The organism is Collimonas sp. NPDC087041 (assembly GCF_044745265.1).
Lineage (GTDB): Bacteria > Pseudomonadota > Gammaproteobacteria > Burkholderiales > Burkholderiaceae_D > Collimonas.
On record NZ_JBIUZX010000001.1, the window covers coordinates 248,984 to 274,233 of the forward strand.

Below are 25,250 nucleotides of genomic sequence, written 5' to 3' on the forward strand. Positions count from 1 at the left end.
AATGCGTTCTACAAACTGACCTTGGCTTCCAGGTAGAAAGTCCGGCCCGGATAGGGGTAGTACACGTAGTAGCGGCGGTTGGTCAGGTTGTCGATGCCGATGCCCACTTCGGTGTTCCTGGTCGGCTTGATGGTCAGCTTGCTGTCGAACACCAGGAACGAACTGGTGCCGCCGAATGTGTCCGGATTGATGTCGGTGTTGGTCAGTGTGTTGTACTGGCGTCCGGAATAGCGACCGCCCAGCGAGGCGGTAACCTGGTCGCTGAATCGATAGCTGCCGACCAGGTTGGCGCGCCACAGCGGGATGCGGTAGAAGTTCTTGCCGACGGTTGCCGGGTTCTTGCTGTTTTCCAGGATGATCGAGCGGGTATAGCCGACGCTTGCGCTTAGATCCAGTCCGCGCAGCAGCACGTCTTCACCGGCATAACTGAGTTCTATGCCGCGCGAACGTACGCGGTCGATGTTCTGGATGCTGGTGACGTTGGGGAACACGGTGGTGTTGGTTTGGCTGAACAAGGTGTTCTTGACGTCGTCTTCGAACAGCGACATGCGCAGCGAGCCGTTGTGCAGCGCCCACTCGGCGCTGAGTTCCTTTGCCAGGTCGTTTTCCGGTTTCAGGTTGGGATCGTTGTTGACCAGGGTGGATCCGGTCAGGCTGCCCTGGAACAGTTCGCTGACAGTCGGGAAGCGGTAGGCGCGGCCGGTGGAAAAGCGCAAGGTCAGGTCGGAAGTCGCCTTGAATGCCAGGGCTGCTTTCGGCGACCAATACGATAACTGGCGATTGTCGTAGCGCTGGGCCGCGCTGCTGGTTGCGCGAGCGCCGTCGTAAGCGCGCCAATCTTCGTAACGCAAGCCGTAGGTCAATTTCCACAGCTGGCTCAGTTGCCAGGCGTCCTGTGCAAACAGTGCCTGGGTCTCGGTCTTGCCGGCAAATGCATTGTTGAAGCTGCCGCCGTCGCTGCCGCGCCAGTTGGCCAGGTTGTAGGTAGTGTTTTCGAGGAAGTAGTTATCGTAGTGATAGCCGATGGTCGGCCAGTGGCTGCCGGCGGTGACGGTTTCGGGTTTGTAGTCGGCCGTCAGGTCCAGCGTTTTCCAGCCGGAACCGTCGCCGAAGGTGGCGACGCCGCTGAGATTGTTCGCCAGCCCGCTGTTGGCGGAGCGGGCGATGCTTTTGGATACATCGAAATACGAAGCGACGGCGGAGTAATTCCAGCCGCTGGCATGGCGGCTTTTCAGCGTCAGGCCATATAACTGGTTTTCGCTTTCGCTGGCTGCCGGCGCGAAGAAAGAGGCCGGCAGGTTGTATTGGTAGCCGCCGATGTTGACCAGGCCGGAGTAAACCGGGTTGCCGTTGGCGTCGCGCAAAAAGGTCTGGGTGCTGTTGCTGACCTGCTGGCGCCAGTAGCCGAACGTGAAGCCGGCCTGCAGCGTGGGCGTGATGTCGTAGGCTGCCTTGAACTTGAATTGGTCTTGCACTGCACGCTCGGCGCCTTCGGCGTTGACGCCGAAAATGGTGGCGGGAGCGCCGTTCGGATCGGTGTATTGATAGGCGCCGGTCACCGGAATGGCGGCGCTGCCGGCTGCTTGCGTCGAGCGCGGCTGGCTGGCGTAGACGAATGGTTGGCCAGCGTTGGACAGGTGGTCGATGCCGAGCAGGAAAGACAGATCGCCGACCTTGTTGCCGATCGAAGCGGTACTTTTGTTGCCGTCGAAATGGCCATCGACGCCGAACAGGTTGAATTGCTGGCTGAACACCTGCGCCTTGATCATCGCTTCCAGTTTGGTCGGCATCTTGGTCGTGATGGCCACGGTTGCACCCATCGAGTTGCCCGGATAGAGCGCGGAGAACGGACCGTAGATCACATCCACTTGCGCAATGTCTTCCGGGAACACCATCGACCAACGTGGCGGGAAACTGTGCGTGTTACCGAGGAAATTGCTGAGCAGCAGGCCATCGGCATAAACCAGGCCGCGTGCAGTCTGCGAAGTGCCGTTGCCGCGCACCGAAATGGTGGCGTTTTCGTCGCCGATGAAGCGTTTGCGGATTGCCATGTTCGGCATGTATTTCAATGCATCTTCGGTGTTGATGACGTTCAGGTTTTGCAATTGTTCGGCGGTGATACGTTCACTGCTGGCGGGCAGGTTGGGGTCTATCGCCCGTTTTTCCCGGGTCGCGGTGACGAACACTTCGGTGGCTGTGCGGTTATCGTCTTCGGCCGCCCAGGCGGTTTGGACGAACATGGGTAGTGCTAACAACGATACCGGCAGCAGTGCTGCCGACAAGCTTGATGTTTGATGTAATGACAAGTACCGGCGCGATGCGGCACCCTTGGTTTGCTTGCGCAAATCAGGCATGGTTTTCCCCTGGACTTCAATGAATACGGCAATGAATAAGCGTCCTCCGGATTGCCGAGGCAATGGAGGCTAGCCGACACGGTGGTGTCGGCGAATCGTTAATCAGGCAGTGGTCAGGGGCGGATCGAGCGGATGGGTGCGTCCGCGGAATGGGCGTGGCGGCAGGTAGGTGTAGAGCAGTGACAGGGTATGCGATACCACTGCCGAAGTGGCAAGCAACAGATCAAAGGATGCCGCGGGCGGCGGACTGTCGGCCAGCAGCGTACAGTAGCCGCAGGCACTCAGGTGGTCGCCAACCGGCGCCGATGAGTTGCCATGGTCATGGTCGGCGGTTGCCTGAACCAGTCCGGTTGCCGTACAGATGTCGCCGCTGATTTGCACCGTCTCGCTGGCCCTGAGCGCTTGCGAAACGGTCGGCATGAGCACGCCCAGCCAGATGGCAAACAGGCAAGCCCATACAGCAAATTTCTGGCGGCGAAGACGTAGCATGGATAACTTACGAGGGTGTAAGCGGAGGGCAGGGATGAAATACCGAGTGTCGATTATATTGTGATGGCCCGCCTAAGACAAGTTGATGACGTTTTCCCGCCTTGCGGGTAGGCTGTGGCTTTCAGTCGGTGCTGCAATCCGTCACCGACAATTTCATAAAACCAAATCAGGAGCCACCATGAGCGATAGCCCCCGCAGTCCCGACACCGTGCTGTATTTGGATGACCTGGCCGTCGGCGCCCGCTTCTCCAGTGGAGAACACGCGATGGACGCGCAGCAGATCAAGGCGTTCGCTGCGCAATTCGATCCGCAACCTTTTCATCTCGACGACGAAGCCGCAAAAAAATCCTTGTTTGGCGGCCTCGCTGCCAGCGGCTGGCATACCGCGGCGATCACGATGCGGCTGCTGGTCACCAGCGGGATACCGCTGGCCGACGGCGTGATCGGCGCCGGTGGGGAAATCAGCTGGCCGCGGCCGACACGGCCGACCGATGTGCTGCATGTTGAGAGCGAAGTGCTGGAAATCACGCCGTCGCGTTCGCGGCCCGATCGCGGCATGGCGACAGTACGCAGCGAGACCCGCAACCAGCACGGTGACATCTTGCAGGTATTTACCGCCAAGATGGTGGTCTCGCGCCGCCTCTGATAATGCCTCAAGAAGTATAGCGCTGCAAAAGGCGCCGACAGGCGAGCGCGCTGCCTAATTGTATTTGTAGATCGGCTCGGGCTTGATGGTCAGTTGCGGCAGCGAGGCGATCAGGTCGGCGAAGCGCTGGCCCTGGATCGTGATGTGCTGGCGCAGCCGCTCCGCCGTCAATTCACCGTCGCCGGCGATGATGGCTTGCACCACGCTGTCATGCTCCTGATATGACACGTTGAGGCGATCGCGCACCCGCAGTTGCAGGCGACGATAGGGGCGCAGGCGCCGGTGCAGGGAGCGCGCCTGCGCCGCCAGGAAGGCGTTGTGGCTGCCTTCGTAGATGGCGTCGTGGAACGCTTCATTCTTGTAGAAATAGGTATCCGGATCGTGGGCGTCGCGCGCCTCCATACAGGCCTGGTGCGCGGCCAGTAAGCCGACATGTTCTTCGCTGCTCATCCGGCGCGCCGCCAGGCGGCCGCACATCGCTTCGAATTCCGCCATCACTTCAAACATTTCCACCAGTTGCTGTGGGCCGATTTCGGCGACGACGGTGCCGCGCCGCGGTCGCGTCACTACGATGCCCATCGAGGCCAGTTGAATCAAGGCCTCGCGGATAGGGGTACGGGAAACGCCGAACTGGATTGCCAGGTCGGTTTCATCGAGATGCTGGCCTGGGCGCAATTCACCAACTGCGATCATCTCTTCGATTGTTTCGCGCAGGGTTTCTGAGCGATTTTTTGTCGTGAGCATAGTGATAGCCGCTATTCTGGAATGGTGTATTCAAGATTGGATTGTAATGTCTATTTAATCGTTGACATACAAATGTTTTGTGGAATACTGTGTATACAAGGCAATACGAAAAGAATACATAGCATCTATCTTCAGCAAAAAAGCATTAAAAGTAAACGCGGGAATGTAGCTAATAACAGGGGGAGCGAAAAACTGTGGCGTGTGGCAGTTTTTTTGAGATTCCTGACAGTATCGGTTGTTTGTCCAATCATAGGAGAGGGATATGTCTTTAGTCAGCAGAAGGGCGGTGCTGGGTGCGCTTGCGACCACACCGTTCTGGTCAATGTCGTCAGTATGGGCGCAATCTGGCGCCTTGAAAATCTCCCATCAATTTCCCGGCGGCACCATCAGCGAAGGCGACTTCCGCGATCGCCTGACCCGCATGTTTGCCGAAGAAGTCGGCAAGCGCACCAAGGGCAGTCTGAAGTTCGAAATTTATCCCGGTTCTTCCTTGATGAAGACCAACTCCCAGTTTTCGGCGTTGCGCAAAGGCGCTTTGGACTTTTCGCTGGTGCCGCTCAATTATGCCGGCGGCGAAGTGCCAGAAGTTAACATCGGCCTGATGCCTGGCCTGGTGACATCGTATGAACAAGGCGCGGCCTGGAAAAATGCCGAGGTCGGCAAGGAGCTGTCGCGCATCTTGCTGGAGAAGGGCGTCATCATCGTCAGCTGGATCTGGCAGGCAGGCGGCGTGGCGTCACGCACCAAGCCGATCATCGATCCGTCCGATGTGAAGGGCCTGAAGGTCCGCGGCGGCTCGCGCGAGATGGATCTGATCCTGAAGGAAGCCGGCGCCGCGGTTGTGACGCTGCCGTCAAATGAAATCTATGCAGCGATGCAGACCGGCGCGATGGATGCCGCCATGACGTCATCGACTTCGCTGATTTCCTTCCGCCTGGAAGAAGTGTCGAAGAGCCTGACCAGCGGCCGCGACAAGGCTTATTGGTACATGCTGGAGCCGCTGATGATTTCCAAGGCGACCTATGATCGTCTGAGCAAGGAACAGCAGGCGGCGGTGATGGCGGTTGGCGCCGATATGGAGAAATTTGCAGAGAACGCTGCACGACTCGACGATTCCGGTGTGGCGGCAGTGTATCAAAAGGCCGGCGCCAAAGTGGTCGACCTGAACGCTGCGACAGTCAAGAAATGGCAGGACATTGCACGCAACACCGCGTGGAAAGACTATGCGGCAAAAAATGATAACTGCGCCAAGTTGCTGAAGCTGGCGGAGAAACTCCTATGAGTCATGGCTTCGACGCCCAGCCGAGCGCCGGAGCAACAATGCCCGCCATGCCGGATAATCCGGTCGTGGCGGTCTTGTCCAGTGTGCTTGCCCGATTCAACAAGCTGGCCCTGTATTTGTCCATGGCAGCGCTGATATTGACGTCGCTGATCATGACCTACTCAGTGGTGGCGCGCTACTTCTTCCATGTTCCTACCGATTGGCAGGACGACGCCACGGTCTTCATGCTGGTCGGCGTGATTTTCCTGTGTTCCGGCTATGCGCAAGCGCATCGCGGCCATATCGGCATCGAAGCCTTGGCGTCGATTCTTCCGGCTTCAGTGAATGCGCTGCGTTTGCTGCTGGTCGATGTGGTGTCGTTTTTGTTCTGCGGATTCTTTTCGTGGAAATCGTGGACATTGTTCCATGAGGCCTGGTCGGAAGGGCAGACGACTTCCTCCACTTTCGCGCCGCCGCTGTGGATTCCTTATTCCTTAATGGCGCTCGGCATGACCGTGCTGACCTTGCAGATACTGGTGCAGGTGCTGGCGCGCCTGACTGATCGCAAGCAGGCCGCCAACCAACAAACCATCACGGAAAAGTAATGGGCATTTCTAAAAAACATAATGAGCGCCGTACGGCGGAGATTGGCTCGCCCAGCAGATTCATGGAGATGCCGCAATGAGCCCGCTGACCCTTGGTGTCTTGTACGGCATCGTCACCATTGTCGTGATGTGTTCCGGCATGCCGATTGCCTTTGCGCTTGGTGTGGTGGCGACCGGCTTCATGTATTTTTTCATGCCGGCATCATCACTCGATACGGTCACGCAAAACGTCTACGAGGAAATCGCCTCGGTGACCTTGCTGTCGATTCCGCTATTCATCTTGAAGGGAGCGGCCATCGGCAAATCGCCGGCCGGGCGCGACCTGTACTCGGCGATCCACGCCTGGCTTAGCAGGGTGCCGGGCGGCTTGGGGATTGCCAACGTGTTTGCCTGTGCTCTGTTCGCGGCGATGGCCGGTTCGTCGCCGGCGACCTGTTCGGCAATCGGCTCGGCCGGTATTCCGGAGATGCGCCGGCGCGGTTATTCGCCAGGCTTCGCGGCCGGCATCATCGCCGCCGGCGGCACACTGGGCATCCTGTTGCCGCCATCGATCACGATGATCCTGTATGCGGTCGCTTCAGAACAATCGCTGGGACGCTTGTTCCTGGCCGGGGTTGGTCCGGGTGTGCTGCTGGTGTTCATGTTCGCCGGTTACGCGGTGTACCGTGCGCGCAAGGAATATCGCCTGGCGCACGCCATCTACAGCCAGGGCGGCGTCAAGTCGGCCTACCTGGATGACGAGCATTTCACCTTCGCGCAGAAAGTCGAGATGCTGCCACGCGTGCTGCCATTTCTGATCCTGCTGATCGGCGTCATGGTTGCGCTGTACGGTGGCTTTGCCACACCATCCGAGACCGCCGGCCTGGGCGCCTTGCTGGCGATCGTGCTGATCGCCGTGGTGTACCGCATGTGGCGGCCGCGTGATCTGATGCCGTACCTGAATTCGACCATCAAGGAATCCTGCATGCTGCTGCTGATCATCGGCATGTCGCTGCTGTATTCGTATGTGATGAGCTATCTGCACATCAGCCAGTCGGCAGCGCAATGGGTGGTCGGCCTGCATCTGTCGAAATGGCTGCTGCTGTCGGTGATCCTGCTGATGGTGATCGTGCTTGGTTTTTTCCTGCCGCCTGTGTCGATCATCCTGATGACGGCGCCGATCATCCTGCCGCCGCTGCGTGAAGCCGGTTTCGACCTGATCTGGTTCGGCGTGGTGATGACGGTCGTGATGGAAATGGGCCTGATTCATCCGCCGGTGGGCTTGAATCTGTTTGTCATCAAGAACATCGCGCCGGATATTCCCTTGTCGGACGTGATCAAGGGTACGCTGCCGTTCCTGCTGCTGATGTTCCTGGCGATCATATTGTTGTGTCTGTTTCCCGGCATCGTCACCGGGTTGCCTGACATGCTGATGGGAGTACGCTGACATGGATACCTCCGGCAACGGGCGGCGCTGGGATTTGCGCAACACCAATCGCGAGCAGCGCCTGCAGCGCGCCGCCGCGACGCTGGGCGATGCTTGCCGCGGCAAGGTGGTGGAGGCCGGGCGGATCCAGGACCTGCTGCACAGTGTGCTGGAATCCGGCGACCGGGTTTGCCTGGAGGGGAACAACCAGAAGCAGGCTGATTTCCTGGCCAAGGCGCTGACCAAGCTCGATCCGGGCCGCGTCAACGACTTGCACATGCTGCTGTCGGTGCTGGCGTTGCCGGAGCATCTGGACATCTTTGAAAACGGCATTGCCTCGCGCCTGGATTTTTCCTTTTCCGGGCCGCAGGCGGTGCGGCTGGCGCGCCTGGTGGCGGCGGGCAAGCTGAACATCGGCGCGATCCATACTTATCTTGAATTGTTCGGTCGTTATTTTGTTGACCTGACGCCGCGGGTTGCACTGGTGGCGGCGCAGGCTGCCGATCGTCACGGTAATCTGTACACCGGGCCGAACACCGAAGACACGCCGGCGATTGTCGAAGCCACCGCATTCAGCGGCGGCATCGTGATCGCCCAGGTCAACCAGATTGTCGATGTGCTGCCGCGTGTGGATATTCCGGCAGACTGGGTCGGCTTCGTGGTGCAGGCGCCGACGCCGCACTATATTGAACCCTTGTTCACGCGCGACCCGGCGCAGATTTCGGATATCCAGATACTGATGGCGATGATGGCCATCAAGGGCATTTACGCCGAGTATCAGGTGCAGCGCCTGAATCATGGCATCGGCTTCGATACTGCCGCGATTGAGCTGATCTTGCCGACTTATGCCGCGTCGCTCGGTCTGAAAGGCAAGATTTGTAAACACTGGGCGTTGAATCCGCACCCGGCGTTGATACCGGCCATCGAGGCTGGTTTTGTCGAGTCGATCCACTCGTTCGGCTCTGAACTCGGCATGGAAGAATATATCCGCGCCCGTTCCGACGTGTTCTTTGTCGGTCCGGACGGCTCGATGCGTAGTAACCGCGCGTTCAGCCAGATGGCCGGCCATTACGCCTGTGACATGTTCATCGGTTCGACCCTGCAGATTGATTTGCAGGGCAATTCGTCGACCGCCACTGCGGGCCGCATCGCCGGCTTCGGCGGCGCGCCGAACATGGGCGCCGATGCCCGCGGCCGCCGTCATGCCAGCCCAGGTTGGTTGAAAGCCGGACGCCAGGCGCGCGACGGCAAGAACCTGATTCCGCGCGGCCAAAAACTGGTGGTGCAGATCGTCGAGACTTTCCGTGAGCACATGCAGCCGGCCTTCGTCGAACGCCTGGACGCCTGGGAGCTGGCTGAACAGGCCGACATGGCGATTCCGCCGGTGATGATCTACGGCGAAGACGTCAGTCATATCCTGACCGAAGAAGGCTTGGCCAACCTGCTGTTGTGCCGCACCGACGAAGAGCGTGAGCAGGCGGTGCGCGGCGTTGCCGGTTATACCCCGATCGGTCTCGGGCGCGACAAGCGCATGGTGGAAAACCTGCGCGATCGCGGCATCATCCAGCGGCCGGAAGACCTCGGCATCGACAAGCGGCAGGCCACGCGCGATCTGCTGGCGGCAAAAAACATGAAAGATCTGGTGCGTGCTTCGGGCGGTTTGTACGACCCGCCGAAACGCTTCAGGAACTGGTAAGGGAATCCGATGGAAACCTTGAATTTTCGTTTTGAACATGGCCAGCGCCGCTTGCCGGCCGCGCCGCAACTATCGGGCGTGGTCAGCTCCGGCAACCTGGAAGTGCTGATCGAATCGGCGCCGTTGAACGGCGCCTGTACGATTGAAATCAGGACTGCCGCACGCGGTTTCGGGCCGATCTGGGAAGCGGTGCTGGGCGATTTTCAGCAGCGCTGGCAATTGGCCGATGCGCGCATCGCGATCAACGACATGGGCGCGACGCCGGCAGTGGTCAGCCTGCGCCTCGACCAGGCGCTGCAGGCAATGACCGGGAGCGCGCCATGAGCAGCTATCTGGAAGCGAATGCGCGCGAGCGCTTGCAGGCCTTGCTGGATACCGATAGTTTCGTCGAAATCCTGCCGCCGGCGCTGCGCATCGTCAGTCCCCATCTCGGCCAGCTGGATGCGCCTGTGTCGTTCGATGACGGCGTGGCGATTGGCCGCGGTCGACTGCATGGCGAACCGGTATTCGTAGCGGCGCAGGAAGGCGGTTTCATGGGCGGCGCTGTCGGCGAGGTGCATGGCGCCAAGCTGACCGGTTTGCTGCAGCTGGCGCTGACGGAGCGTCCCTATGCAGTGCTGTTGTTGCTGGAAACCGGCGGCGTGCGCTTGCACGAAGCCAATGCCGGCCTGATCGCCGTATCCGAGGTGATGCGCGCATTGCTCGAAGTGCGCGCCGCAGGCATTCCTGTGATCGTGCTGGTCGGCGGCTCCAACGGCTGCTTCGGCGGCATGGGCATCGTCGCCCGTTGCGCCAATGCGATCGTGATATCGGAAGAAGGGCGGTTGGCGATGTCTGGCCCGGAAGTGATCGAAACCGCCAACGGCGTCGAAGAGTTTGACTCACGCGACCGTGCTCTGGTGTGGCGCACCACCGGCGGCAAGCATCGTTATCTGCTGGGCGATTGCCAGATGCTGGTGGCCGACAATGTCGGCGCTTTCCGGCAGAGTGCATTGGAACTGGCGCAGCAATGCCACGCCGATGCCGCCGCCATTCCGCTGACGCTGGTAGCGTTGGAAGCCGAGCAGCAATTGCTGCAGCAACGTATCACCAACTTTGGTCAGGCCCGCGATCCGCTTGAAATCTGGACGCAGCTTGGCATTGCCGATGCTGCCGGCTTGCCAATGCTGGAAGCCGATGCGTTCGTTGCGCTTGCCGCCGATGTGCGCTTGGGAGCATGAACATGGATTGGAAAAACCTGGCAACGGCGTTGTTCCCCGATGGCCATAATATTGTCGAACAAGATCAGTTTTTATCCGGCAGCGGGCAGGTCGATGGGGAAACGGTAGCGATCATTGGCACCACCGGCCACGCGGCGATCGGCGTCGAGATCGCCTTGCTGCAGGCGCAAGCGGTTTTGGCCACGGTGCGCGAGCATCCGCAGCGCGCCATCGTGATCCTGGTCGATACCCAGGGGCAGCGTTTGCGGTATCGCGATGAAATGCTGGGCATCAATAGTTATATGGCGCACCTGGGGAAATGCCTGGACCTGGCGCGTCGGCAGGGACATAAAATTGTCGGCCTGGTCTACGATCAGGCATTGTCCGGCGGCTTCATCACCAGCGGCTTGATGGCTGATGCCTGCTACGCATTGCCGGAAGCGACCATCCGCGTAATGGGTTTGCCGGCCATGGCCAGGATCACCAAGGTGCCGGAAGAGCGGCTGAACGAACTGGCCAAGAGCAATCCGGTATTCGCTCCCGGCGCCACCAATTACTTGCACATGGGCGGCATCGAAGAAATCTGGCATGACGATCTGGCGCAGCGGCTGATACAAGCCATCCGCCAGGCCGATCCGCAAGACAAACGCAGCGCGGCCGGCTTGCAACGCGGTGGTCGTTCCATGGCCTTCAAGGTGACGCAAGCGGTGGCCGGCCATGCTGACACGCCATAGCCTGGTCTGGCTTAGCAGCGCCGGCTGGCAAGCTGCCGCCGAAGGCATGACGCCGCCGCAGCGCGCGGCGCTGGCGCAGTGGCAGCAGGCTGATTGGCCGGCAGTGCTGCGGCGCCAGGAAGCGGGCACTGCCGTCGATCAGGTTTGCCTCGGATTGCCGTTACCGCCCGATGCCGACGGCCATAAAATCCGTATTCCATTCAAGGCCGACTCCAGCGCGATTCGGCGCATAGAGCCGCCGCTGGCCTTGCATTCGGCGCTGGCGCATGCGCCTTCCTGGTGGTTGGGCCCGTTGCATGCATTTGCCGAGGATTGTCAGCGCATCGGCATCACGATGCGGATCTATGGTTCATGGTCGTGGCAAATCCTGACCCGGCAAAACTATCTGACGCTGACCTCCGATATCGATTTGCTGTTTGCACCCAAGAACGCCGATGAACTGTCGTGCGGCCTGGGACTACTGGAGCAGTACGCTGCGCATTTGCCACTGGATGGCGAGATCGTTTTCGCGGACGGTCAGGCCGTGGCCTGGAAGGAGTGCCAGCAGGCGCTGCAACTTGCTGGTCAGCAGAAGGTGCTGGTCAAGAGTGAAACCGGAGTTAAGCTGGCGACGCTATCGACCTTGATCGCCGGCCTCGAAGGCGTGGCATTGACATGAACTCCTGCGGTCATCCCGATTTGCTGCGCCCCGAACCGGCGCCGGGACGACGCCGTCAATACGCGCTGCAGCGGCAAAACATGCGCGTACAGCGTGCCTTTTGCGTGACTGTTGCACGGCTGGCGTTGCGCAGCCTGTATCGCGAGTTGCAGCTTTATCCCAAGCCGGGCCTGGTGTCTCCCGTCGATAACGGCAGCCACGCCGACATGGACGCCACCACATTCATGCGCAGCCTGTTTGCGTTACGCCATTATTTCATTCGTATTACACAAGCTGGCGTCGATGGCGCCGGATTTCCCGTGCTGCGCCAACTCGGTATCGAGGCCGAACAGACCATGCTGCGCGCTACCGCCGGAATCAATACGCATCGCGGGGCGATTTTCAGCCTGGGCCTGTTGTGCGCCTCAGCCGGTTATTGCCATGGCCGCGGCATCTCGCTGTCAGCGGCGGCGATCCGCGCCACGCTGTTGATACAGTGGGGTGATGCGCTGAACCGCCATATGCAGGACACCGCAAGCGGCTCGCATGGCAAGCAGGTGGCCGAGCATTACGCGGTCAGCGGCGCCGCCGAAGAAGCGGCGCTGGGTTTTCCGTCGCTGTTCGAGCTGGCGCTGCCGCGTTTCGTGCAGACGCTGAACGCCGGCCGTGGCTACGAATCGGCCGCCATCGATACCTTGTTTGCGTTGATGGCGCATATCAGCGACACCAATACCTATCATCGCGGCGGCTTGGACGGTGCTGAAAAAGTCAAAGACAGGGCGCGACAGTTTCTCGATGCCGGCGGCAGCGCCGCAGAAAATTGGCGCGAGCACGCAATTAGTTGCCATTTGGCATTTATTCAGGATAAGCTGTCGCCCGGTGGCGCTGCCGACTTGCTGGCGGCCACTTATTTGCTGCACGGACTGAGCTACTTGCGGTAATCGGCAGCGTTTGCTGATCCGCCGGATTGCTGTCGCCTATAAACACGCGTTGAACAATGCCTGCAGGAGAACTCAGGCGTTGAAGAATATCTCTGGAGAATAAATGAAAGCGCATCAGAAGTTGTCTTTGGCAGTCGGTATCGGGTTGTTCGGCTTATTCAGCGTTGGTAGCGCTAACGCAGAGCCTGGTATTACCAGCAATACGATCGTGATCGGCCAGTCGGCAGGATTTACCGGAACCGCAGCAGAAGAAGTCAAGCAGGCGACCGCAGGCGCACAGCTGTATTTTGATATCGTCAACAAGCAGGGCGGCGTGTTCGGCCGCAAGATCGTTCTGGAATCGCTGGATGATGGCTTTGAACCAAAGCGCACCGTTGAGAATACGCACAAGCTGTTGACTGAAAAGAATGCCTTCGCGTTGTTCCTGTATCGCGGCACGCCGACTACCGAATCGATCCTGTCGACCATCAACGACGCCAAGGTGCCGCTGATTGCACCGGTCAGCGGCGCGACTTCGCTGCACGAACCGATGCAGCACTATCTGTTCAACGTCCGCTCCAAGTATCGCGATGAAGTCATCACCGCGATTGATCAGTTGTCGGGCATGGGCCTGCAGAAATACGCGGTATTGGTGTCCAACGATTCATTCGGCAACGATGCGCTGGAAGGCTTGAAGCAGGCAATCAAGAAGCATAAGCTGCCGGAACCGGTGATCGCCAATTACGAACGCAATACCGTTGCCGTCGAAGGCGCAGTGAAAAAGATTTTTGACGCAAAACCGCAAGCCGTGCTGTTGATCTGCACCGCCAAGCCATGCGCGGCCTTCATCAAGGAATATCGTCAGGCTGGCGGCCAGCAGCAGTTGATTACCTTGTCGAACGTCAGCTCGCAGGTGTTCCTGCAAGGCCTGGGCAAGGATGCGCGCGGCCTCGGCATGACCCAGGTGTTCCCGAACCCGCGCAGTTCCAGCTCGGCGATCTCCAAGGAATTCATGACCGCGCTCAAGAGCCGTAGTGAATTGTCCGACTCCTATCCGACGCTGGAAGGCTTCATTTCCGCCAAGGTGCTGGTGGAAGGCTTGCGCCGTGCCGGCAACAAGCCGACCCGCGAAGGCCTGGTCAGCGGACTGGAAAGCATGGGTAACTACGACCTCGGCGGCGTCTCGCTCAAATACGGCCCATCCAGCCGCGACGGCTTGAGTTTCATCGAGTTGACGGTGATCGGCAAGGATGGCTACGTACTGCGTTAATCGCCAGGACGGGAAAGGGAGCAGGGAAGCATGATGCCGCGTCTGGCAATTCTGTGTCCGGGGCAAGGTGGCCAGCATCCGGCCATGTTCGATCTGCTGCGCGCCGACCCGCGCGCGGCAGAGTTGCTCGATCAGTGGCTGCCGCCTGCTGTCCTCGGGCAGCCGCTGGAACAGATACTGTCCGACGATACCTTGCTGTTTTCCAATCTGCTGGCGCAACCGCTGATCGTGGCGGCAACGCTGGCGGCCTGGTCTGCGCTCAAGGATGTGGTGCCGGCGCCAGAATTGGTGGCCGGCTACAGTATCGGCGAGCTTGCCGCCTATGGCGTCGCCGGCGCCTTGACGCCGCAGCAGGCGATCGGGCTGGCAAGGCTGCGCGCCAACCTGATGGACGCCTGCGTACAGCAATCGCCGCGCCAGGTGTTGTTTGCCGTGAGCGGCGTCGATGTCCGCGCCATGGCTGCCTTGCTGGCGCCGCTGCAACTTTACGTTGCGATCGAAACCGACGCCGACAGTTGCATCGCCGGCGGCCATTATCAGGATCTCCACCAGATTGCCGATGACATCCTCCGGCTCGGAGGGCGTATCAGTGTGCTGCCGGTGACGGTGGCGTCGCACACGCCCTTGATGGAAGCTGCAGTTGCGCCGTTTGCAGAAGAACTGCGTGGGCAATTGTCGCTTGATCCCTTGTTGCCGGTGCTGTCCGGCCTGTCCGGACAAGCCGTGACAAGAAAAGAGTTGGCGATTTCGGAGTTGTCCAATCAAATAGCGCACACCATACACTGGGACGATTGCATGGATGCCTGCGCCGAACGTCAGATCACCGTGGCACTGGAATTGGGGCCCGGCTCGGCGCTGTCGAGCATGTTGCGCGCGCGCCACCCGCATATCGCATGCCGTTCCGTGAGTGAATTCCGGAGCTTGCAAGGCGTACTCGACTGGCTGGAACGGCTGTGAGAAGCATTGGCTGCGGCGTTCGACTATCTGCCTGCCGGCCTCAAAACTTCTCCGCATCCGGCATCAATTTCAAGAACGCTTCAATGAAGCTTGCCGTCATCGGCGGGGCGTCGCGCCGATAAATCAGCGCCACCTCGGAATGGGCATCTTGCTCCTGCAACTGCAGAAAATGTATATGCGATGAAGACACCTCGCGCATGCTGGCGGGAATGATCGCAATACCCAGGTTGGCCTCGATCAGGTTCAACTGTGACGACTTGCGCGAGGTAGCGCGCGCCACTTTCGGAAAGAAACCGTGGCGCATGCAGAGCTCCGCCACAAGATAGCTGAGGCCGCCGCGATCCTTGTGCGGGACCGAGACAAATTGTTCATCGCGCAACTCACCGATGTCGATGCTGCTCCTGGTTGCCAGCCGATGGTTGCTGGAGACCGCTACCACCAGTCTTTCATCAAACAGTTTCTTCGCCAGGATATTCGGAAATTTGCGCAGGATCGGCAAGCGCGCCAGGCCGAAATCGGCGCGGCCTTCATCGATATCTACCGCCTGATGCTCGGACGGCGCCCTGGAAATGTCCAGCGAGACGCCGGGAAATTGCGCGAGCAGCGCGTTGAATACATTGCCGAATGTCTCAGACAAGGTGACCGAGCTGGAGTGCAGGATACGGATCCTGCCTTGCTCGCCTTTGCCGACTTGATGCGCCTGTACGATGGCGTCGTCAAGGTCTTCCAGGATTCTCTTGCATCTCTCATAAAACAACTGACCCGCTTGGGTCAATTCGATATGGCGCGAATCACGCTGCAACAGGCATGCCTGTATATCGCCCTCCAGTTCCTTCATCTGCCGGCTCAGCGCCGATTGCGCAATGTACAAACGTTCGGCGGCGCGCGTATAGCTGCCGGCGTCGACAATTTCGACAAAATACCTGATCTGCCTGAGTGAAATCATTTCTATGCCGTTTTGAGATGGATGCCTGCCGTATTCGGTATTGGCCTTCGTCAATGCCGTGACGTTACAGTAAATACATGGGAGGCAAGTGCCGATGCCGGGAGGTCTCGGGAGGCTCTTGCCAGAGACAGTTTTACCTTGGGCAGGTTAAGCGGTCAACCAAATAGTTGAACGTTCGACTGCGGCAAGGCAATCGGGGGGAAGCATGTTTGAATTTTTTCTCATTGTGGTTGGAATCGCCGGCATCGCGATCAGTATTTTTGCCAAGATCCTGTTCGCCTGGCGTAGCAATGCATCCGTGACGGAGGATTGCGGCGAGAAGCATCGGCGCGCCAATGTGCAGGCGTTTTCCAAACCGGGGCGTAGCGATCCGGGCGGGCCTCGCGACTAATCAACTGGCGCGGGCGTCGCCGGCCCCATGCAATCATGCTAAATTGTCGTATCGCCGCCAGGCATAGACAAAGGCCCCGATGCGCCCATTATTTTTCTCCTTGTTGAGTTTGCTGCCCTTCGGATACGCGGTGGCCGGCACCGATCCAGTCTCGTTGGCTGGGGTATGGCAAGGCAAGCTCGGCAATGCCGATATTGTCGCCTGCTTCAATCAAGCCGGCGCCGACAGTGCCAACGGCAGTTACTACTACGTGCGCCACAAAACACCGATCCAGTTGACGCGGCAAGACGGCCAATCGAGTTGGACGGAAAGCGGCAATACCGGGTCATGGAGCCTTGGGGCTCCGGCAGGTGGTCATGTGGACGGTACTTGGCGCGGCCCCAAAGGAGGTGCGCCGCTGGCATTGGCGCTTGCGTCAATCGGTGAGGCCGGTAGTGAAAATGCTTGTGGCAGCGATGCCTATAATCGCCCACTGGAAAATTTGCCAGCGCTGCAGATTGGCAAGACACAGGATTTCGAAGGGAAAAAATACCGGAATCTGCGGATTGCCGATGTCGTGACCATTGAGTTGCAAGGAGCCGGCGATGGCGTGGCCAAGGTCAATCAGAAACTGCGCGCCATCCTGCCGCGCAAGGTCGAAGATATTGCGGACTACTTCGCCACGCGACGCCAATATCTGGGCAGCATGGGCGCTGCCACGGAAGATGAAACATCAGCCGCGCCGGTGTTCTGGTCTTCACGCTGGATTACCGTCAATTTCTATCGATGGGCAGCTGGCTATGGTCGAAGCGGGATCTCGCTCGACTATCGGACCTGGGATCTGCGCAGCGGCGAGGAGATCCAGCTCTGGGATTGGTTTGCCCCGAAATCAGCTGATGGCGGCCTGTATCGCGTTCTCCCCGAACGGTTACAAAAGTATCTTTTCAAGGGCGTCGCAATCGACAAGGAGTGCCGGAATGGATACAAAGGCGAAGGGGAATATAGGGTATCGCTCACCGCGAGCGGCATTGAATTCTGGGAAGAGGCCTTTGGTACCGGATGTGAACAGGATTTCGTGATTCCGTACGCAAAACTCGGTCCTTTCCTGACGCCGCAAGGCAAGGTGGCGCTGCGCGATTCAGGCAGCATTTGATTTTTTGTCATTAAGGCCGTGCCGTGCGTTGGTCAAGGGTACTGTGTGCGCTGGCGCACGGAATATATTTGATTTAGGTGTATCTTCTTATGGGAAGCAAGAGTGCCGGCGCGCATCGTGACTGCCGGTCCGCGACTAACGTCCAGTGTATGGATGCAACGTCTCTTTCCAGAGGAGTTCAGCATGAAAATGAAAATAATGGCCACCGTCGTCATGGCGATGACCTTGGCTACGACAGGATTGGCATACGGCCAGAACTACGGCGAACGCAATGACCAGCACAACGACCAGCGTGATGGTCAGCAACGCCCTGACCGTGGCCAGCAGCCGGATCGCGGCATGCGCGGTGACCCGCACCAAGGCGAACGGGGGGCGGGGCCGAACCATGCGTTTTATCGAGGACAGCGTCTACCGCCCGAATATCACAACCGGCAATACGTGGTTGACGACTGGCGCGGTCATCACCTGAACGCACCGCCACGCGGCTACCATTGGGTGCAAACCGGTGGCGATTATGTGCTGGTGGCGATTACCACCGGCATCATCCTGCAGGTATTGCTGGGCAACTGAAGCGTCCGCAATTACTGAAATATGCATCCATCCGGGACTGGCGGATGGATGTGTGCGCTTGGCTCAACCAAGTGCTTTGTATCAATTGGAGGCAGTCATGCGTACCGAAATAATTGGTGATTACGAGATCGAGTGTTCTGCATCGCAAGTGCCGGATAGCGAAGACTGGATTGCCAATCTGGTGATTTACGGCCCATCGACCAATCCGATGCATCGTAACGATATTTTTCCCTTGCAACGGGTTGCTGTCGACGAAGTGTTTCCGACCGAAGCGGCGGCCGAAGAGGAAGCACGTTCTGTGGCAATCGCACTGATCGAAAAACAGCGCTAGCAACAGATGTAATATGGCAGGTATTGTCGCGAGACCTGTCAAATAGGAGATTGAAGATGCAACTCGGCATGATCGGATTAGGGCGCATGGGCGCCAATATGGTGAAACGGCTGCTCAAGGGCGATCATCAGTGCGTGGTGTATGACTTGCATCAGGATGCGGTCAAGGCCATGCAGCAAACTGGCGTGGTCGGCGCCACCTCGCTGGCCGACCTGGTCGCCAAGTTGCCCAAGCCGCGCGTGTTGTGGCTAATGCTGCCGGCCGCTGTGGTCGATGAGAATCTGGCCCTGTTGGCGCCGCTGCTTGAAGCCGGCGACATCGTCATCGACGGCGGCAATTCGTATTATCACGACGACATCCGGCGCGCAGCGGAATTGCAGGCGCGCCAGATCCATTACGTCGATGTCGGCACCAGCGGCGGCGTGGCCGGATTCGAGCGCGGCTATTGCCTGATGATCGGTGGCGAAAAGGAAACTGTGCAGCATCTTGCGCCGATTTTTTCCACACTCTCGCCGGGCGTTGATGCCGCGCCAGCGATGGCCGGGCGGAACAAGCCGGACAGCACCGCTGAACAAGGTTATCTGCATTGCGGTCCGCATGGCGCCGGCCACTTCGTCAAGATGGTTCACAACGGTATCGAATACGGCATCATGGGTGCTTATGCGGAAGGCTTGAATATCCTGCGGCACGCCAATGTCGGCAAGCAAAGCGGTGAGGTAGATGCCGAAACGACGCCGTTGCGCCACCCCGAGCATTATCAATATGATCTGGATCTTCCGGAGATTACCGAACTCTGGCGGCGCGGCAGCGTGATCAGTTCCTGGCTGCTGGACTTGACCGCCGGGGCGCTGTTGCAGGACCCAAAGCTGGAAAATTACGCTGGCCGCGTTTCCGATTCCGGAGAAGGGCGCTGGACGATCAACGCGGCCATCGACGAATCGGTGCCGACGCCGATCCTGAGCGCGGCATTGTATGCGCGCTTCAGTTCGCGCGGTGAAGCCGGTTTTGCCGACAAGGTGTTGTCGGCGATGCGACACGGTTTTGGCGGCCATCTGGAAAAGCCCGTCAAGCCTAAGGAGGAATGATGAAGAAGGTTTCGGGAAGGTATCCATGGCTATCAGTCCACTAGCAGGCAAGCCGGCGCCATCCTCCATCCTGGTGAATGTACCCAGGCTGGTGTCGGCCTATTACACCGAGGTGCCGGACCCGGCGCTGCCCGCGCAGCGGGTGGCATTCGGCACCTCGGGCCATCGCGGCACTTCATTCGAGGCAAGCTTCAACGAATGGCATGTGCTGGCGATCAGCCAGGCCATTTGCGCTTATCGTGCCGAGCAGGGCATCACTGGCCCGCTGTTCCTCGGGATCGATACGCATGCGCTGTCGGTACCGGCCAGCGCCAGCGCGCTGGAAGTCCTGGCGGCCAACGGCGTCGAGGTGATGCTGTCGCTGGACGATGAATATACGCCGACGCCGGCAGTGTCGCTCGCCATACTCACGCATAACCGTGGGCGCAGCAGCGGCCTGGCCGACGGCATCGTGATTACGCCTTCGCACAATCCGCCGGAAAGCGGCGGCTTCAAGTACAACCCGCCGAACGGCGGCGCCGCCGATACCGTGGTTACTGCCTGGATCGAGGCCAAGGCTAACGAATACCTGGCGGCGGGCCTGAATGGCGTCAAAAGAATGCCTGTTGAAAAGGCGTTGAAGCTGGCGACGACGCATCGCTACGATTATCTCGGCAGCTACGTGGATCAACTTGAGCAGGTCATCGACATGGAGGTGATCCGCGGAGCGAATATTCATCTTGGCGTCGATCCGCTCGGTGGCGCCGGCGTCCATTATTGGGCGCGGATCGGCGAGCAGTACAAATTGAATTTGACGGTGGTCAGCAGTGAAGTCGATCCCACTTTCCGCTTCATGACGGTGGACTGGGATGGCCGTATCCGCATGGACCCGTCGTCTTCGTATGCGATGCAGCGCCTGATCGACATGAACGGTCGCTACGACATTGCTTTTGCCTGCGATACCGATCATGACCGTCATGGCATCGTCGCCAACAGCGTTGGGCTGCTGCCGGCCAATCATTATCTCGCGGTTGCGATTGATTATTTGTTCCAGCATCGCCCGCAATGGTCGAAGGATGCTGGCGTTGGTAAAACCGTGGTCAGCAGCCAGATCATCGATCTGGTCTGCGCGCGACTGAAGCGCAAACTCTACGAGACGCCTGCCGGCTTCAAGTGGTTCGCCGAAGGATTGCGCGAGGGATCGCTCGGTTTTTGCGGTGAGGAGAGCGCCGGGGCATCCTTCCTGCGATTGAACGGTTCGGTCTGGACCACGGATAAAGATGGCTTGATACCGGGCTTGCTCGCCGCCGAAATGACGGCGCGCACCGGGCACGATCCCGGGCAACTCTACAGCCAGTTGACCAGCGAACTTGGCGATCCTGTCAGCACTAGGGTCGAGGCGAGCGCGACGGCGGCGCAGAAGAAAATGTTGTCCGCACTGTCACCGCAGCAGGTTCACTACAGCGAGCTGGCCGGCGAAAAAATTCAACATATCCTCACCAACGCACCAGGCAATAATGCGCCTATCGGCGGTTTGAAGGTGGTTACCGACGGCGGCTGGTTCGCAGCGCGGCCATCCGGCACCGAAGATATTTATAAAATTTACGCTGAAAGCATGCACGGCGAGGAGCATCTGTCGCGCATTGTGACGGAGGCGCAAGCGATCGTCGATGCTGCGCTCGGTAGCGGCGGTTCGGTAAAGAGCTGAGCCAACTGCCGGCGTCACAAGTGCATGTGTCTATTCGCCGCCTGCGGCGGTAGGCCTTTGGTATTCCGGCGGCGCCCAGATATGTTTCAGCCGCTGCATCAGGCTGCCAGGCCGGGCCACATCTTTCCACATGTCGATGAATTCGTGGAAATTTAGCGTGAGCGGATTGTGGCTGTGCACCTGGCGCTTGATGCCGTAATCCACCGCTTCCTGCTCCTCGACATAGGTGCCGAACAGGCGATCGAAAATAATCAGCACGCCACCGTAATTCTTGTCTATGTAGCAATCGTTGCGGCCGTGGTGGGCGCGATGGTTGCTGGGCGTATCGAAGATGTATTCGAGCACCGGATGCAGCTTGCCGACGCTTTCGGTGTGGATGAAGAACTGATACACCAGATCGCAGGCATACAGTATGAACACCACCGCCGGATGCACGCCGAGTAATACCAGCGGCATGAAGAACAGCCACCAGCCGGTGATCGGATAGAGCACCGACTGGCGCATGGCGGTCGTCATGTTCATGTGCTCGCCGCTGTGGTGCACCACGTGCGCGGTCCAGAACCAGCGTACCCGATGGCTGCAGCGATGAAACCAGTAGTAGCAGAATTCGACGGCAAAGAAGATTAGCGGCACGGTCCAGGCATTGATCGGGATCGTGAAGAAACGATGCTGCCAGAACCAGAACACCGCTGCGCCGACGAACAGGACATGCACCGCCAGCTCGAACAGCTGGTAGCTGCTGCCCAGGGTCAGGTTGGTCAGGATGTCTTTCAAATAAAACTGCCGCGCCGTGCCGCGCTTGCGCATGACTTGCCATTCGATCGCGAAGCCGACCAGGAACAGCGGCGTCATGCCGATCAGGACGACCTGCTTCCATTCGATATGCGCGCCGAACGTGGTTTCCATCCAGGCAATCAAGTCCATCATGATGCAGTACTCCATCGTCATTGCCAATATCAGGAATTCTAGGGCGGAAGGCGTTTCAGCGCTTGACTGGCGTCGACAACTATTTGACAATTCTCGCCATGCGCGAAACCAGAGTGGAACAGCATGTACGGGGAGTGATCCCCAGCACCTACGTGCGCCTGCTATACGAATACCTTGCGCAGCAGGGTGTGGATGCTGCCGTCCTGCTGGGAGAGGCGGCGCCGGAAGCGGCGGACCGCGGCCTGGTGCGCTATCCGGTGGAGCGCTGGCGGGCATTGCTGCAGCGCGCCGCCGATCATCTGGGCGACCCTCTGCTGGGGCTGCATCTGGGGCAAACCGTTACGCCGGCGCATTTCGGCGTCATGGGCTATGTGATGCTGGCTTGCCCGCAACTGAGCGCCGCGCTGACGCGCATGCAGCAGTACCAGCGCCTGCTGTACGACGTCAATCCGATGCGCAGCAGCGTGCAAGGCGGCGATCTGCTGCTCGAATGGGGTGTCGACAATGGCCGTCCGGGCGCACTGGTCGATGAGTGCGCGATAGTGGCTCTGCTGCAGTTTGCCCGCAACGCCACCGGGCGTCGCAACATTGCCACCGAAGTCTGTTTTGTCAATCCAGCGCCGGCCGATGCCAGCCCATATCGCGACTGGTTCGGTTGTCCGGTCTTGTTTGAGCGGGAAACGACCACTGTGCGGATTCCGCTGGCCTTGCTGGCGTTGCCGCTGCGTCAACCGGATGCAACCCTGATGCGAGTACTGGAACAGCAGGCCGATGCCTTGTTGGCGGAATTGCCGCCAACCGATGACTTTGAACAGGCGGTGCGGCGTTGCGTTGCACGGCTGATCCGTTCAGGCGAACCGGAACTCGAACGGGTGGCCAACGAACTGCACGTTTCACCGCGCACGCTGCATCGCCGGCTGGAAGCCGGCGGCACGAATTTTCGGGCTCTGCGGGAAGACATCCGGCAGCGTCTGGCTGAACACTACCTGGCCGATCCGCGTTTGCAACTGGCAGAAATCGCGCAACTATTGGGCTATTCGGAACAGAGCACGTTTACCCGCGCTTTCCGGCGCTGGACCGGGCTTGCTCCGAACAGTTATCGACAACAGGCGCTGCACCTTGAATAGCCGGCTAGCTTGTCACGCCGCTTTGGATGCCGGTGTGGCCGAGCCAATCCCGCCTGCGCTCATGGACATCAGGCGTTGAGCGACGCAGAAGATGAACAGCAGCGCACCGATGACGATTTTGGTCCACCACGAACTCAAACTGCCATCGAACGCGATCAGTGTCTGGATCACGCCGAGTATCAACACGCCGGTCAGGGTGCCGGCCACGTAGCCGTAACCACCGCTCAGCAATGTGCCGCCGATCACCACGGCGGCAATCGCATCCAGTTCAGTTCCTTGCGCATGCAGGCCGTAACCGGACAGCATGTAGAACGAGAACAGGACGCCCGCCAAGGCGGCACAGAAACCGCTGAACGCGTACACCAGCACTTTGGTGCGACCAACCGGCAAGCCCATCAGCAGCGCCGATTGTTCGTTGCCGCCGATGGCATACACGGCACGGCCGAAGCGGGTGTAATGCGCGAGGTAGATGGCCAGCGCCAGCGTCAGCATGGCGATCACCACGCTGGGCGAGATGAAGGCGCCAAAAATGCCCAGCCGGGCCTGCGACAACTCTACGTACAGCGGCTGATCGATGGTGATTGAATTGATGCTGATCAGGTAGCACAGGCCGCGCGCCAGGAACATGCCGGCCAGTGTCACGATGAATGCCTGTAGCTTGAAAAAATGGATCAGCGCACCCATCAGGGCGCCGAAGCAGCTGCCGATCAACAGCACGCAGACAATGACCAGCAGCGGCGGCCAGTGCCAGGATTGCAGCAGGTAAGCCGAAATCATCGTCGTCAGTGCCAGCACCGAGCCGACCGACAAATCGATGCCGCCGGACAGGATGACGAAAGTCATGCCGATTGCAATCACCAGCAGGAAGGCATTGTCGATCAGCAGATTCAATACCACCTGCAAGGAAAAGAAACCGGTGTAGGCGAAAGAGCCCATGCCGAACATCAGGACCAGCAAGGCAACCGTCGCCAGCGAGGTGAAGTAGGGGGACGACAGCGAGGAACGTAGCATTTTCATTGTTTTCCCTGCGCAGAGGCGCCAAACATGCGCTTCCAAAGATGACGAAACTCCGGCGATTGCGACAGGCATACCGCAAACACCACGATCGACTTCACCACCATGTTGACTTCCGGCGGCACGCCCATTGAATAAATCGTGTAGGTGAGCGTCTGGATGATCAAGGCGCCGATGACGCTGCCGACCAGGCTGAATTTGCCGCCGGCCAGGGAAGTGCCGCCCAGCGTGACGGCCAGGATTGCATCCAGTTCGAGCAGCAGGCCGGCATTGTTGGCATCCGCGCTTTTGATGTTGGAGCTGATTAATAACCCGGCGACGCCGGCGCAGGCGCTGCAAAAAATGTACACGAAAAATATCAGCGCGGCAGTCCTGATGCCGGCCAGCCGCGCCGCCACCGGATTGATGCCGACGGCCTGGATGAACAGGCCCAGCGCGGTCTTGCGCATCAACAGCGCGACGATCAGGAACACGCCGATGGCGATGAACAGCGAGAACGGCAATCCGAACAGGTAGCCGCTGCCGAGATAAAAGAAGGGCTTGTAGTAGACCGTGATGATCTGGCCATCGGTAAGTAGCTGCGCCAAGCCGCGGCCGCCGACCATCAGGATCAGTGTGGCAATGATCGGTTGCAGGCCCAGCGTCGCTACCAGGAAGCCGTTCCAGACGCCGCACAGGATGGCCGCTCCCATGGCTGCGGCCAAGGCCCAGGCCATGGGGATCTGGCTGACATACTGCGGCACGCCATTGTGCATTTCGAGGTTGCCGCCGATCAGTAACGCGCTTACCGTGCCGGAAATCGCCACCACCGCGCCGACTGAAATGTCGATGCCGCGCGTGGCAATCACCAAGGTCATGCCGAGTGCGGTCAGTATCAGTGGCGCGGCGCGATTGATAATGTCGATCAGGCTGCCGTACAGATGGCCGTCCTTCCATTCCATCTGAAAAAATCCGGGGACCATGAAGAAATCGATGACCAGCAGCAGCGCCAGGGCCGCCAACGGCCGTATCAATGGATGCCGCAACATGTGCGACAGGCGGGAAAGAGAAGATGATGGCGGGGTGTCGCTTGCAGCGCTGCTCAATTCAGCCTCGGAGATAGGTTGGGGGTGCATGGGAATAC

26 protein-coding genes are annotated in these 25,250 nt (G+C 59.4%); 19 read left to right on the forward strand and 7 right to left on the reverse strand.

The genetic code is table 11. The annotated features are described in order from the left end of the window. Nucleotides 1-8: 8 nt before the first annotated feature. Together ACIPF8_RS01130 and ACIPF8_RS01135 are read right to left on the reverse strand one after the other, a co-directional pair. Nucleotides 9-2,240, reverse strand: coding sequence for a TonB-dependent receptor (locus tag ACIPF8_RS01130; RefSeq protein ID WP_400416611.1), 2,232 nt, complete (start codon nucleotides 2,238-2,240; stop codon nucleotides 9-11). A gap of 216 nt (nucleotides 2,241-2,456) precedes the next feature. Continuing rightward, a complete protein-coding gene (locus tag ACIPF8_RS01135) occupies nucleotides 2,457-2,843 on the reverse strand; it encodes a DUF2946 domain-containing protein (RefSeq protein WP_400416612.1) in 387 nt (128 codons plus the stop codon). 178 nt (nucleotides 2,844-3,021) lie between these two features. On the opposite strand from ACIPF8_RS01135, the gene ACIPF8_RS01140 reads away from it, so the two are divergent. Then, complete coding sequence (locus ACIPF8_RS01140) at nucleotides 3,022-3,489, forward strand: MaoC family dehydratase (protein WP_400416613.1); 468 nt, start codon at nucleotides 3,022-3,024, stop codon at nucleotides 3,487-3,489. Nucleotides 3,490-3,543: 54 nt separating this feature from the next. Here the strand turns inward: ACIPF8_RS01140 and ACIPF8_RS01145 are convergent, their stop codons facing one another. After that, nucleotides 3,544-4,233, reverse strand: a complete 690-nt coding sequence (locus tag ACIPF8_RS01145) for a GntR family transcriptional regulator (protein WP_400416615.1) — start codon at nucleotides 4,231-4,233, stop codon at nucleotides 3,544-3,546. Nucleotides 4,234-4,495: 262 nt separating this feature from the next. Here ACIPF8_RS01145 and dctP point away from each other — a divergent pair, with 262 nt between their 5' ends. From dctP to ACIPF8_RS01200, 11 genes are all read left to right on the forward strand, one after another. Continuing rightward, nucleotides 4,496-5,515 (forward strand): TRAP transporter substrate-binding protein DctP, encoded by a 1,020-nt coding sequence (gene dctP / locus ACIPF8_RS01150; protein ID WP_400416616.1) that lies wholly within the window; start codon nucleotides 4,496-4,498, stop codon nucleotides 5,513-5,515. Then, nucleotides 5,512-6,099 (forward strand): TRAP transporter small permease, encoded by a 588-nt coding sequence (locus ACIPF8_RS01155; protein WP_400416617.1) that lies wholly within the window; start codon nucleotides 5,512-5,514, stop codon nucleotides 6,097-6,099. Before dctP ends, ACIPF8_RS01155 begins: the two co-directional genes overlap by 4 nt. A 76-nt stretch (nucleotides 6,100-6,175) precedes the next feature. Beyond that, a complete protein-coding gene (locus ACIPF8_RS01160) occupies nucleotides 6,176-7,525 on the forward strand; it encodes a TRAP transporter large permease (protein WP_400416618.1) in 1,350 nt (449 codons plus the stop codon). A gap of 1 nt (nucleotide 7,526) precedes the next feature. Continuing rightward, nucleotides 7,527-9,200 carry a malonate decarboxylase subunit alpha gene (mdcA, locus tag ACIPF8_RS01165; protein ID WP_400416619.1) on the forward strand — a complete coding sequence of 558 codons (1,674 nt, stop codon included), beginning with the start codon at nucleotides 7,527-7,529 and terminating at the stop codon, nucleotides 9,198-9,200. A gap of 9 nt (nucleotides 9,201-9,209) precedes the next feature. Then, complete coding sequence (gene mdcC / locus ACIPF8_RS01170; protein ID WP_400416621.1) at nucleotides 9,210-9,524, forward strand: malonate decarboxylase acyl carrier protein; 315 nt, start codon at nucleotides 9,210-9,212, stop codon at nucleotides 9,522-9,524. Further along, nucleotides 9,521-10,420: a biotin-independent malonate decarboxylase subunit beta gene (locus ACIPF8_RS01175; RefSeq protein ID WP_400416623.1), complete on the forward strand. Its 900-nt coding sequence runs from the start codon at nucleotides 9,521-9,523 to the stop codon at nucleotides 10,418-10,420. The genes mdcC and ACIPF8_RS01175 overlap by 4 nt, the downstream gene beginning before the upstream one ends. 2 nt (nucleotides 10,421-10,422) lie before the next feature. Beyond that, nucleotides 10,423-11,133, forward strand: coding sequence for a biotin-independent malonate decarboxylase subunit gamma (mdcE, locus tag ACIPF8_RS01180; RefSeq protein ID WP_400416625.1), 711 nt, complete (start codon nucleotides 10,423-10,425; stop codon nucleotides 11,131-11,133). Beyond that, nucleotides 11,117-11,791, forward strand: a complete 675-nt coding sequence (gene mdcG, locus ACIPF8_RS01185) for a malonate decarboxylase holo-[acyl-carrier-protein] synthase (RefSeq protein ID WP_400416627.1) — start codon at nucleotides 11,117-11,119, stop codon at nucleotides 11,789-11,791. The genes mdcE and mdcG overlap by 17 nt, the downstream gene beginning before the upstream one ends. Continuing rightward, complete coding sequence (gene mdcB, locus ACIPF8_RS01190; RefSeq protein ID WP_400416629.1) at nucleotides 11,788-12,711, forward strand: triphosphoribosyl-dephospho-CoA synthase MdcB; 924 nt, start codon at nucleotides 11,788-11,790, stop codon at nucleotides 12,709-12,711. The genes mdcG and mdcB overlap by 4 nt, the downstream gene beginning before the upstream one ends. 103 nt (nucleotides 12,712-12,814) lie before the next feature. Then, complete coding sequence (locus ACIPF8_RS01195) at nucleotides 12,815-13,960, forward strand: ABC transporter substrate-binding protein (protein ID WP_400416630.1); 1,146 nt, start codon at nucleotides 12,815-12,817, stop codon at nucleotides 13,958-13,960. 30 nt (nucleotides 13,961-13,990) lie between these two features. Continuing rightward, nucleotides 13,991-14,917: an ACP S-malonyltransferase gene (locus ACIPF8_RS01200; RefSeq protein WP_400416632.1), complete on the forward strand. Its 927-nt coding sequence runs from the start codon at nucleotides 13,991-13,993 to the stop codon at nucleotides 14,915-14,917. Nucleotides 14,918-14,957: 40 nt separating this feature from the next. On the opposite strand, the gene ACIPF8_RS01205 is transcribed toward ACIPF8_RS01200, so the two are convergent. Next, complete coding sequence (locus ACIPF8_RS01205) at nucleotides 14,958-15,863, reverse strand: LysR family transcriptional regulator (protein WP_400416634.1); 906 nt, start codon at nucleotides 15,861-15,863, stop codon at nucleotides 14,958-14,960. A gap of 205 nt (nucleotides 15,864-16,068) precedes the next feature. On the opposite strand from ACIPF8_RS01205, the gene ACIPF8_RS01210 reads away from it, so the two are divergent. The 6 genes from ACIPF8_RS01210 to pgm all read left to right on the forward strand — a co-directional run bounded on the left by ACIPF8_RS01210 (nucleotide 16,069) and on the right by pgm (nucleotide 21,059). After that, on the forward strand, nucleotides 16,069-16,254 hold the full coding sequence (locus ACIPF8_RS01210) for a hypothetical protein (RefSeq protein ID WP_400416636.1): 186 nt from the start codon (nucleotides 16,069-16,071) through the stop codon (nucleotides 16,252-16,254). A gap of 79 nt (nucleotides 16,255-16,333) precedes the next feature. Next, entirely contained in the window at nucleotides 16,334-17,386 is a 1,053-nt protein-coding gene (locus ACIPF8_RS01215; protein ID WP_400416637.1) for a hypothetical protein, read from the forward strand. A 183-nt stretch (nucleotides 17,387-17,569) separates the two neighbouring features. After that, nucleotides 17,570-17,956 carry an RcnB family protein gene (locus tag ACIPF8_RS01220; protein WP_400416639.1) on the forward strand — a complete coding sequence of 129 codons (387 nt, stop codon included), beginning with the start codon at nucleotides 17,570-17,572 and terminating at the stop codon, nucleotides 17,954-17,956. 97 nt (nucleotides 17,957-18,053) lie between these two features. Then, nucleotides 18,054-18,287, forward strand: coding sequence for a hypothetical protein (locus ACIPF8_RS01225; protein WP_400416640.1), 234 nt, complete (start codon nucleotides 18,054-18,056; stop codon nucleotides 18,285-18,287). A gap of 56 nt (nucleotides 18,288-18,343) precedes the next feature. Beyond that, nucleotides 18,344-19,372 carry a phosphogluconate dehydrogenase (NAD(+)-dependent, decarboxylating) gene (gnd, locus tag ACIPF8_RS01230; RefSeq protein ID WP_400416642.1) on the forward strand — a complete coding sequence of 343 codons (1,029 nt, stop codon included), beginning with the start codon at nucleotides 18,344-18,346 and terminating at the stop codon, nucleotides 19,370-19,372. 25 nt (nucleotides 19,373-19,397) lie between these two features. Continuing rightward, on the forward strand, nucleotides 19,398-21,059 hold the full coding sequence (gene pgm / locus ACIPF8_RS01235) for a phosphoglucomutase (alpha-D-glucose-1,6-bisphosphate-dependent) (protein WP_400416644.1): 1,662 nt from the start codon (nucleotides 19,398-19,400) through the stop codon (nucleotides 21,057-21,059). A gap of 30 nt (nucleotides 21,060-21,089) precedes the next feature. Here the strand turns inward: pgm and ACIPF8_RS01240 are convergent, their stop codons facing one another. After that, entirely contained in the window at nucleotides 21,090-21,986 is an 897-nt protein-coding gene (locus ACIPF8_RS01240; RefSeq protein WP_400416646.1) for a sterol desaturase family protein, read from the reverse strand. A gap of 98 nt (nucleotides 21,987-22,084) precedes the next feature. Here ACIPF8_RS01240 and ACIPF8_RS01245 point away from each other — a divergent pair, with 98 nt between their 5' ends. Continuing rightward, nucleotides 22,085-23,113: an AraC family transcriptional regulator gene (locus ACIPF8_RS01245; protein ID WP_400416648.1), complete on the forward strand. Its 1,029-nt coding sequence runs from the start codon at nucleotides 22,085-22,087 to the stop codon at nucleotides 23,111-23,113. A 12-nt stretch (nucleotides 23,114-23,125) separates the two neighbouring features. Here ACIPF8_RS01245 and yjfF read toward each other — a convergent pair whose 3' ends face one another. Then, on the reverse strand, nucleotides 23,126-24,130 hold the full coding sequence (yjfF, locus tag ACIPF8_RS01250) for a galactofuranose ABC transporter, permease protein YjfF (RefSeq protein ID WP_400416649.1): 1,005 nt from the start codon (nucleotides 24,128-24,130) through the stop codon (nucleotides 23,126-23,128). Beyond that, entirely contained in the window at nucleotides 24,127-25,155 is a 1,029-nt protein-coding gene (locus tag ACIPF8_RS01255) for an ABC transporter permease (RefSeq protein WP_400417006.1), read from the reverse strand. The genes yjfF and ACIPF8_RS01255 overlap by 4 nt, the downstream gene beginning before the upstream one ends. Nucleotides 25,156-25,250 lie beyond the last annotated feature (95 nt).

Excerpts from the sequence above, each read along its gene's own strand:
- ACIPF8_RS01205 (WP_400416634.1), bottom strand. The coding sequence starts at position 15,863 with ATGATTTCACTCAGGCAGATCAGGTATTTTGTCGAAATTGTCGACGCC.
- ACIPF8_RS01145 (WP_400416615.1), bottom strand. The coding sequence starts at position 4,233 with ATGCTCACGACAAAAAATCGCTCAGAAACCCTGCGCGAAACAATCGAA.
- ACIPF8_RS01240 (WP_400416646.1), bottom strand. The coding sequence starts at position 21,986 with ATGATGGACTTGATTGCCTGGATGGAAACCACGTTCGGCGCGCATATC.
- ACIPF8_RS01245 (WP_400416648.1), top strand. The coding sequence starts at position 22,085 with ATGCGCGAAACCAGAGTGGAACAGCATGTACGGGGAGTGATCCCCAGC.
- ACIPF8_RS01155 (WP_400416617.1), top strand. The coding sequence starts at position 5,512 with ATGAGTCATGGCTTCGACGCCCAGCCGAGCGCCGGAGCAACAATGCCC.
- mdcB (WP_400416629.1), top strand. The coding sequence starts at position 11,788 with ATGAACTCCTGCGGTCATCCCGATTTGCTGCGCCCCGAACCGGCGCCG.
- dctP (WP_400416616.1), top strand. The coding sequence starts at position 4,496 with ATGTCTTTAGTCAGCAGAAGGGCGGTGCTGGGTGCGCTTGCGACCACA.
- mdcE (WP_400416625.1), top strand. The coding sequence starts at position 10,423 with ATGGATTGGAAAAACCTGGCAACGGCGTTGTTCCCCGATGGCCATAAT.
- ACIPF8_RS01140 (WP_400416613.1), top strand. The coding sequence starts at position 3,022 with ATGAGCGATAGCCCCCGCAGTCCCGACACCGTGCTGTATTTGGATGAC.
- ACIPF8_RS01130 (WP_400416611.1), bottom strand. The coding sequence starts at position 2,240 with ATGTTCGTCCAAACCGCCTGGGCGGCCGAAGACGATAACCGCACAGCC.
- ACIPF8_RS01195 (WP_400416630.1), top strand. The coding sequence starts at position 12,815 with ATGAAAGCGCATCAGAAGTTGTCTTTGGCAGTCGGTATCGGGTTGTTC.
- mdcG (WP_400416627.1), top strand. The coding sequence starts at position 11,117 with ATGCTGACACGCCATAGCCTGGTCTGGCTTAGCAGCGCCGGCTGGCAA.
- ACIPF8_RS01215 (WP_400416637.1), top strand. The coding sequence starts at position 16,334 with ATGCGCCCATTATTTTTCTCCTTGTTGAGTTTGCTGCCCTTCGGATAC.
- pgm (WP_400416644.1), top strand. The coding sequence starts at position 19,398 with ATGGCTATCAGTCCACTAGCAGGCAAGCCGGCGCCATCCTCCATCCTG.
- ACIPF8_RS01210 (WP_400416636.1), top strand. The coding sequence starts at position 16,069 with ATGTTTGAATTTTTTCTCATTGTGGTTGGAATCGCCGGCATCGCGATC.
- yjfF (WP_400416649.1), bottom strand. The coding sequence starts at position 24,130 with ATGAAAATGCTACGTTCCTCGCTGTCGTCCCCCTACTTCACCTCGCTG.
- ACIPF8_RS01135 (WP_400416612.1), bottom strand. The coding sequence starts at position 2,843 with ATGCTACGTCTTCGCCGCCAGAAATTTGCTGTATGGGCTTGCCTGTTT.
- ACIPF8_RS01255 (WP_400417006.1), bottom strand. The coding sequence starts at position 25,155 with ATGTTGCGGCATCCATTGATACGGCCGTTGGCGGCCCTGGCGCTGCTG.
- ACIPF8_RS01200 (WP_400416632.1), top strand. The coding sequence starts at position 13,991 with ATGATGCCGCGTCTGGCAATTCTGTGTCCGGGGCAAGGTGGCCAGCAT.
- mdcC (WP_400416621.1), top strand. The coding sequence starts at position 9,210 with ATGGAAACCTTGAATTTTCGTTTTGAACATGGCCAGCGCCGCTTGCCG.
- ACIPF8_RS01220 (WP_400416639.1), top strand. The coding sequence starts at position 17,570 with ATGAAAATGAAAATAATGGCCACCGTCGTCATGGCGATGACCTTGGCT.
- ACIPF8_RS01160 (WP_400416618.1), top strand. The coding sequence starts at position 6,176 with ATGAGCCCGCTGACCCTTGGTGTCTTGTACGGCATCGTCACCATTGTC.
- mdcA (WP_400416619.1), top strand. The coding sequence starts at position 7,527 with ATGGATACCTCCGGCAACGGGCGGCGCTGGGATTTGCGCAACACCAAT.
- ACIPF8_RS01175 (WP_400416623.1), top strand. The coding sequence starts at position 9,521 with ATGAGCAGCTATCTGGAAGCGAATGCGCGCGAGCGCTTGCAGGCCTTG.
- gnd (WP_400416642.1), top strand. The coding sequence starts at position 18,344 with ATGCAACTCGGCATGATCGGATTAGGGCGCATGGGCGCCAATATGGTG.
- ACIPF8_RS01225 (WP_400416640.1), top strand. The coding sequence starts at position 18,054 with ATGCGTACCGAAATAATTGGTGATTACGAGATCGAGTGTTCTGCATCG.